At 42.6% G+C, this 7,693-nt stretch carries 4 protein-coding genes; 2 read left to right on the forward strand and 2 right to left on the reverse strand.

Annotated elements, in window-relative coordinates; genetic code table 11:
- Window positions 1-283 precede the first annotated feature (283 nt).
- Both AC1DPZ_RS18120 and AC1DPZ_RS18125 read left to right on the forward strand, forming a co-directional pair.
- Window positions 284-1,501, forward strand: a complete 1,218-nt coding sequence (locus AC1DPZ_RS18120) for an ATP-binding protein (RefSeq protein WP_477405953.1) — start codon at window positions 284-286, stop codon at window positions 1,499-1,501.
- A 44-nt stretch (window positions 1,502-1,545) separates the two neighbouring features.
- Complete coding sequence (locus AC1DPZ_RS18125) at window positions 1,546-3,117, forward strand: ATP-binding protein (RefSeq protein WP_477405955.1); 1,572 nt, start codon at window positions 1,546-1,548, stop codon at window positions 3,115-3,117.
- A 187-nt stretch (window positions 3,118-3,304) separates the two neighbouring features.
- Here AC1DPZ_RS18125 and AC1DPZ_RS18130 read toward each other — a convergent pair whose 3' ends face one another.
- A complete protein-coding gene (locus tag AC1DPZ_RS18130; RefSeq protein WP_477405957.1) occupies window positions 3,305-4,840 on the reverse strand; it encodes a RagB/SusD family nutrient uptake outer membrane protein in 1,536 nt (511 codons plus the stop codon).
- Between the two features lie 24 nt (window positions 4,841-4,864).
- Window positions 4,865-7,693 (reverse strand): SusC/RagA family TonB-linked outer membrane protein (locus AC1DPZ_RS18135; RefSeq protein ID WP_477405959.1); only part of this gene is annotated, 2,829 nt, incomplete at its 5' end.

Below are 7,693 nucleotides of genomic sequence, written 5' to 3' on the forward strand. Positions count from 1 at the left end.
GCCTTTTGACCGGAGCATATTGGCACTTTTTGTTCAGCCCGGGCGATTTCAAACCCGTCTGGCTCATTCAATATTGATCAAACTGAAAGCCAGGAAGTATAAATCAACAACTTTTCCTGAAGCCTGATTTTAAATTTTTTGGTTTAAAAGATGCAGGCTGTCTGAATTTAACTAAAAAGAAACCATTCGCAAAAAACAAACGTATACGGTACACTATAAACCATTATAACAATGTTGCATTGGTATCTGCAGCCAAATGCTTTCATAACGATCAGATTTAATTATGGAGAATGAAATAAATCTTTCTGAACAAAAATTTAACGCCATTTTTACTTATGCTCCATTAGGCCTGGCCGAAATTGATCAAAGCGGCGAAGTAATACGGCTGAACATAGCCGGGGGAGAATTGTTGAAACCCTTATTGGAAACATATCAGCTTCCGGGCGATAATATTTACCCCATTTTGGATTGCATCAACCCGGAGATTTCTGAAAAAATAAAAAATTATGAGCCATTCAGGGGGATAGTTTATAACGCGTTAAATAGATTCAGACTGCCGCATCCAAATAATCATGCCGAAAATCATTTTCAGTTCAATATCACCAAGATGTTTGAAGATTGCATTATTGTGGGCTTCGAAGATCTGACAGCAAAATACGAGGAAGAAGAGGCCATGCACCAGGCAGGCCTGGAAAGGGCTGTTGCACAGGGCAAGTTTGAGATAGCGTCTGAAGTATTACATGATATTGGTAACGCCGTGGTTGGGTTTGGTTCATACCTTACGCGTATCAATCGTTCCATGGAACAGAATAATGAGGAGAACCTGCAAAATGTGGTGTTGTTTTTAAAAGGGCAGCAAACCGCATTAGCTACAGCCATTGGCGATCAAAAAGCAGAAGCGCTGGTGAGCCTGCTGGAAGGGATCACCCTGGTACAAAGAACTAACAAGGAAGAAATTCGACGGTCTATTTCCGAACAGCTTAGTATCATCAGCCATATCCAGGAGATCCTTACCATTCAGCGCCAGTATGTGGTTGGGCATGAATCACAGGGCAGAAAACCCGTTAACCTAAGGGATGTTATTTATGACTGCCGTTCAATGATATTTGCCACTTATGATAAAAAAGGCATTGCTGTAACATTAAATATGCCAGACCAGGTACCAATGATTAAAGGCGACAGGACTAAATTAATGCAGGTGATTTTAAACGTATTAAAAAACAGTATAGAGGCAATAGAGATTGACGGAAGTGAAAAAAATATAGAAATCCAATTGCTTTTAGAGGATAACATGCTGCGATTAACTATCCGGGATACAGGCAGGGGTTTTGATGAAGCTACAGCGGCCCATCTTTTTGAACGGGGATTTACTACCAAAAACACAGGTACTGGCCTTGGGTTATACAATTGCAGATCTATTATTGAAAGTCATTCCGGCTCTTTCAATATTTATAGTGAGGGCCCCGGCCGGGGTGCCACGACAACTATTAAACTTAATTAAGAAAGCGGTAAACGCCTTTAAAAGGACCATAAACGAATTTTTATATGATAAATCAGGTAAATACATCAGTACTTGTAATTGACGACGAAGAATTGGTACGTGATAACATAGAAGTAATATTGGCGCCGAAAGCTTTTATCGAAGATAACAGTATTAGCCAGGCGGCCCGCATCTTGTTTGATACGCCGAAAGAAATACTTACCATTCGTACCAGCAAGATCCCGGTTTTTACTGTGGATAAAGCATCTAATGGCAGGGAGGGCGTTGATTGTGTAAGAAAGGCGTTGGAGAATGGGCAGCCTTATGCAGTTATTTTCCTGGATATGCGGATGCCCGGCTGGGACGGGATTGAAACCGCGAGGCAGATAAGGAAGTACGACAGCAAAGCAGAAATTATTTTTATTACTGCGTACAGCGATCGTTCTATTGAAGAGATTGTTGACCAGGCGGGGCAAAACGTGGGCTATCATTGCAAGCCATATGCAGCAGAAGAAATTATACTGCTTGCTACAAAAGCAATAACCGATTATGACCGTTTGCGAAACCTCGAGAAACTAATTGAATCTATATCATCTATTGGTTTGAATGAGCGCCAGCTTAACACTTTGCTTAAAAATATTTTAGAACAGTTAGCCATTTCGGTAGGGACAGATATGGCTTTGTTAGGAAAGCTCCACGGTGATTTTGCCTATGAACAAATACTTTCAATTGGCGCTATTGAAGCCAGGATAAACCTGGATGAATTAATTACCCGCGTAAAAACCATCCACATTGAGCCGGACGAGGTAGTGCAGATGGATGAACTGGTGCTGGCAAGAATGGATTGCTATTCTGTTTTTGCCGTGTTAAATAAGTATGAAAAATTAAAGACGGAAAAGATGTATTTGTTAAAATTGTTTGTGCAAAATGCAGCCCAGGCAATTAGAAATGCAGAATTAAACGAAAAATTAATACGGAAGGAAAAACTTTCGGCAACCGGTAGCGCGGTTGGTATGGTGATGCATGACCTGCGCACGCCAATTAAAAATATGAAACTGATTACGACGATGATGCGGGAGCAAAATGAAGGCGGCGAGTGGGTGGATCTGCTGGATCAGTGTGCCGAGCAGTCATCCGAAATATTTGATGACTTTTTAGATTTTATTAAAGAAACACCTGTAAAAAAAGAGCCGGTTAATATCAGTCGGATAATTGATGCTATTACCAATGTGGCAGAGGGGGGCGTTCATCATGATCACGTAGCCATTCATAAAACTATCCCCGGAAACCTGGTTATTCAGGGTGACGAAAGTAAGCTTAAAAGAGCCATAATGAACCTGGTAAATAATGCCGTTGAGGTGCTGCAATACAAAAAGGTAGATCCCGCGGTTATACATATTGCCGCGCAGGCAGACGAAATTAATAATAATGTATCCATTGTAATACGGGATAACGGGCCGGGAATACCTCATGATATCATAAAATCACTTTTTGAACCTTTTATAACCAAGGATAAAACCAACGGAACAGGACTGGGATTAGCCATTGTAAAGCAGTACATCACCGCCCATGGCGGAACCATTAATGCCGAAAATAATAATGGCGCCGTTTTTACCATCCACCTGCCGATAAAGTGAAGTGCGCTAAAAATTCAGCCTAAACAAACCAGGGCAAAGGATAGCACATAGCTGGAAGGTACAGGTAAAGGCCAAGCAAAAAACAACCAAAAAGCCCCTTAGTGATTATCTAAGAGGCTTTTTTCAATAGGAGCTGCGCCCAATATTGGGGCCGATAGTCCTTTAAGGTGGTTAACTATATCGGGTTTTAATAGCCCGGATTTTGATACATCTTTACCGGATCGAGCTTGTACTCATCAAATGGGATAGGATAATAGCGGTCCTTTGTGCTAAAATTTGATAGCAAGGCCGATCCGAAGTTAGCCTGGGTTTTGCTTTTGAAATAGGCTACCAGTTCTTCAGTGGTAAATGCCCGTAGCAAATCAAACCAGCGGTGATGCTCAAATGCAAGCTCAACACGGCGCTCATGCAAAATTGCAAGTTTAAGGGTTGGATAATTAGTGCTGTAAGCAGTATTGGCCATAGATACTGCATAAGTTGGCATACCCGCCCTTACACGTACCATATCTAAATATTGAATAGCAGCGGCATCATCCCCAAGGTCGTTATTAACTTCCGCAAGCATCAGTATCACATCGGCATACCTCATCAGGATCCAATCGTTGCCACCATAACCTAATTTACCGGCAGCATCACTCGCATCCCTGAATTTGGTAACAAACCAATCCTTTACAATTTGATCATTAGCATATTTAACAGAGAAGGTCATTCGGGGGTCACCGGTTTCATAATCGTTGATCAGATCGTGGGTAACATTATATCCCGCGCCCGATGCGGCTTTTTGCGAATTAATGGTTTCTCCCTTTGCCTGGTAGTTTGCTGCTATTGACGAACTGTAACTAACGTCACCCTGCTTATTTACAATCTGGAAGATCAGCTCGGGGCAGGTTGATTTTTTATTTACATCAAAAACATCGGTATAAGGAATGCTGCTTAATGCGCCGAACGTGCGCATATTATAGGCATTCATGAGGTAAGTTTTGGCATTTGTAAGATTAACCTGGCGGTTAGCCTGATTTAAAGTTGTAGCCATTGTTAAATATACCTGGCCCAATAATACATTGGCTGCGGCTTTTGATACCCTGCCGATATTAGCACCTGTTTGCAGGTTAGGCAGCGGGCTGTTATTGATCACATCGGTAAGGTCTTTTATAATCTGCGCATATACCGTAGCCTGTTTTTCGCGATAGGTTGCGGCCGCAACTTCTGTAGAGGCTAATTGTTTGGTTACCAACGGCACATCGCCCCAAAGGCGCACCAGGTGAAAATACATCAGCGCACGTAAAAACTTGGCTTCCGCTGTGTATTGCAGTTTCAGGTTTGGATCGGTAAAAGTTACGGCATCGATATGCGACAATACCACATTGGCACGGGTAACAGTAGCATATAACGATACCCAGTGGCTTTTTAAGTAAGTATTGCTGGCTATCAGCGAAAAATTGTTAAACTGGAAAGGCTCACCCGCGTTCGACTGGTTATCGTTTGTGCCGGTATCATCAGAGCGCTGATCGGTCCACAGATCGCTGCTTTCGCCTATATTATTGCCACTGCGCAATGATTGATAAATACCATTTACAGCTAACAAAACATCATTAGGCGATTTAAAATTGGCATCGACAGTAACAGCATTTGGATCGGTTTCGTTTAGAAAACTTTTTTTACATGCAGGGCTTATGGCTACACATACCGTAAGGCAAATGATTGCTATTAATTTTTTCTTCATCTCTATATTCTCCTTAAAAAATCATTAAAAAGTAACATTAACACCTAAATTGTACGACCTAACCAAGGGATAAGTACCATAATCAATTCCGGGTGCAAGGTTGGCTGGTTGAGTATTATTTGAAGCGGCGCCAGAATAATTGTAGTCAACCTCCGGGTTATAGCCTTTATATTTGGTGATGGTAAAAGCGTTTACTACACTGGCAAACAACCGGGCTTTACTAATACCCAGAGTGTTTTGTAAAATGCCGGGCAGGCTATAACCAACCGTTAAGTTGGTACAACGAAGGAACGAGCCACTTTGCAGGTAAAATGTAGATAAACGGGTGCTGTTACTTTGGGTACCACCGCGTGAAGCACGGTATACAGTTCCATTGCCGGGGTCAGCGGCATTTCTGTAACGGTTGGCCACATCGGCATACTGGTTGCCCGAGCCTTCCATGTTGTACAGATAATAATCCTGGCCATCTAATATCTTATTACCATAAGAGCCATTGAACGATGCACTTAAATCAAAATGCTTATAAGTAGAATTTAAGGCAAAGCCGTAAGTAAACTTAGCGTATGGTGAACCAATAACGGTTTTATCGGCATCGTTCACTTTGCCATCGCCGTTGGTATCCACAAAATACAGATCGCCTGGCTTAAGCGGGTTGGTTGATGAGGCCGATGGGGCAACCTTGCTGATATTTTCGGGAGTTACTATACCGCCCACTTTAAAACCATAGAACATACCCACCGGCTGATCCTGTGTGGTAATGTTGGTTAAATAAGAGCGCTCTGCACCGTTAATTATAATGGTGTTGTTCCCCGGTAGTTTAACAACCTTGTTACGGTTTAGCGAAATATTGCCGCTTACATTGAAAGTGAAATCCTTTGAGCTTATTATCCTTCCATCAAGTTGAAGGTCGAAACCTGTATTGCGGATCTTTGAATCGCGCAGGTTGGTAAGGATGGTGGTACTGCCGGATATAGCCGAAATAGGCTGATTATATAACAGGTTGTAAGAGTAGCTTAAATAATAGTTGGCGATGATAGATAAGCGGCCATTAAACAAGCCGATATCGGTACCAAAGTTATATTGCGAAGTTGACTCCCAGCTTAGCTTTTGATCTTTTATACCGCCGGCATATGTAGCGGTAGCAATGGTATTATTGCCAAAAACCACACCTGTAGGGCTTGCAAGTGTTTGCTGATAACCGTAATTGCCAATATTGTAGTTACCACTTAAACCCCAGCTTGCGCGGACTTTAACGGTTGACTGATCGCCAAGGAAGTTATGGTAAAAAGGCTCTTCGGATATGTTCCATCCGGCGGCAACAGACGGGAAATAGCCGTATTTGTTTAAAGGACCAAAACGCGATGAACCATCGGCACGGAAAGAACCTGTTAAAAAGTATTTACCGGCATAATTGTAATTAACACGACCAAGGTATGATAGTAAGGTATAAGCCGATTTACCTGTATTTGAATTCAAGGTAAAAAGACTCGCATCTGCGCCTTTGGCAGTAATTTCCGGAATATTATCATTTTGGAAACCTTTGGCAGTTACGCTGATCAGGTCGCTGGTTGTCTTTTGAGCGGTATAACCAGCCAGTACGTCAAAATGGTGTTTACCAAGCTGTTTATTGTAGTTTAAGGTAAACTCGGCCAGGCGATCTAACTGGGTGATAGTTTGAGCTGTTGCCGTTGCTGCCGCTATGGATTGTGTTGATCCCGGGGGGAAAGCACCACTGCTTAAGTTAGTTGGCAGGTAGTAATCATATTTTTCATTGTAGGTTTGGGTACCTAAATTGGCTTTGGCATTAAAACCAGGCAATATATTGTAAACTATATTGGCGTTGTAGGTACTGCGGTAGCCTTTGCGGGTAATTTTTGTACGCTCGGCCAATGCAACCGGATTTTCGATAGACTGGTAACCGTATGCTGCTGCCTGTGATGCCTCGGCATTAGTAGCCAGTGAACCATCGGCATTATAAGCCGGTAAATAAGGCATGTATATAAGTGCGCCAAGAACCGGCCCGTGGTCAAACCGGCCTTCCTGCACCTCTTTATTGGTATTTTGAGTGTAGGCTATATTTGCGCCAACGTGTAATTTCTTGCTAACATCGCCCTCGATATTGGTGCGGAAATTTATACGCTCTTGCCCGGTAGTGCGTATAATACCGTCCTGGTTTTGGTAAGCTCCGCTCACATAGTAATGGAAGCCGTTTGAAGCCCCAGAAAATGCCAGGTTATGTTTTTGGAAGAAAGCATTATGATACAATTCATTTTGCCAGTCGGTATTTACTGTTTGATGGATTAGTGATTGGTTAGCAAAGTCATAAAGTCCGTCGGGTATACTCACGCTGCCTGCATTGCTTACATTGGCAATGCGGGTAGCGTTGTTATCGGAGTACATGGCATCATTCCAAACGTGGCCTGTATTAACCCACAGGTCGCGGTAGGTATTGTTACGGCCATCAATTACAAGTTGCGCAGCCTGATCTGAGTTGAGCAGTTTTACTTTTTTAGCTAACTGATTTATACCTGTTTGCACACTGTATTCAAATTTTCCTTTGCCTTCTTTACCATGTTTTGTAGTTATCAAAACAACACCGCCGGATGCACGGGAACCATAAATAGCTGCCGAGGCGGCATCTTTTAAAATGTCGATACTTTCAACATCGTCGGGATTAATGAAAATATCATTGCCGGCAGGATAGCCATCAATAACATACAGTGGATCGGAACTGGCACTGAATGATCCAATGCCCCTAACCCTGATTTTGGTGCTCTGGTATGGTGCGCCACTTGTTTGTGATACCTGCACACCAGAAACCTWACCCGCTAATGCCTGCCCGAGTGATGGCGC

The organism is Mucilaginibacter sp. P4_G9, assembly GCF_056400985.1.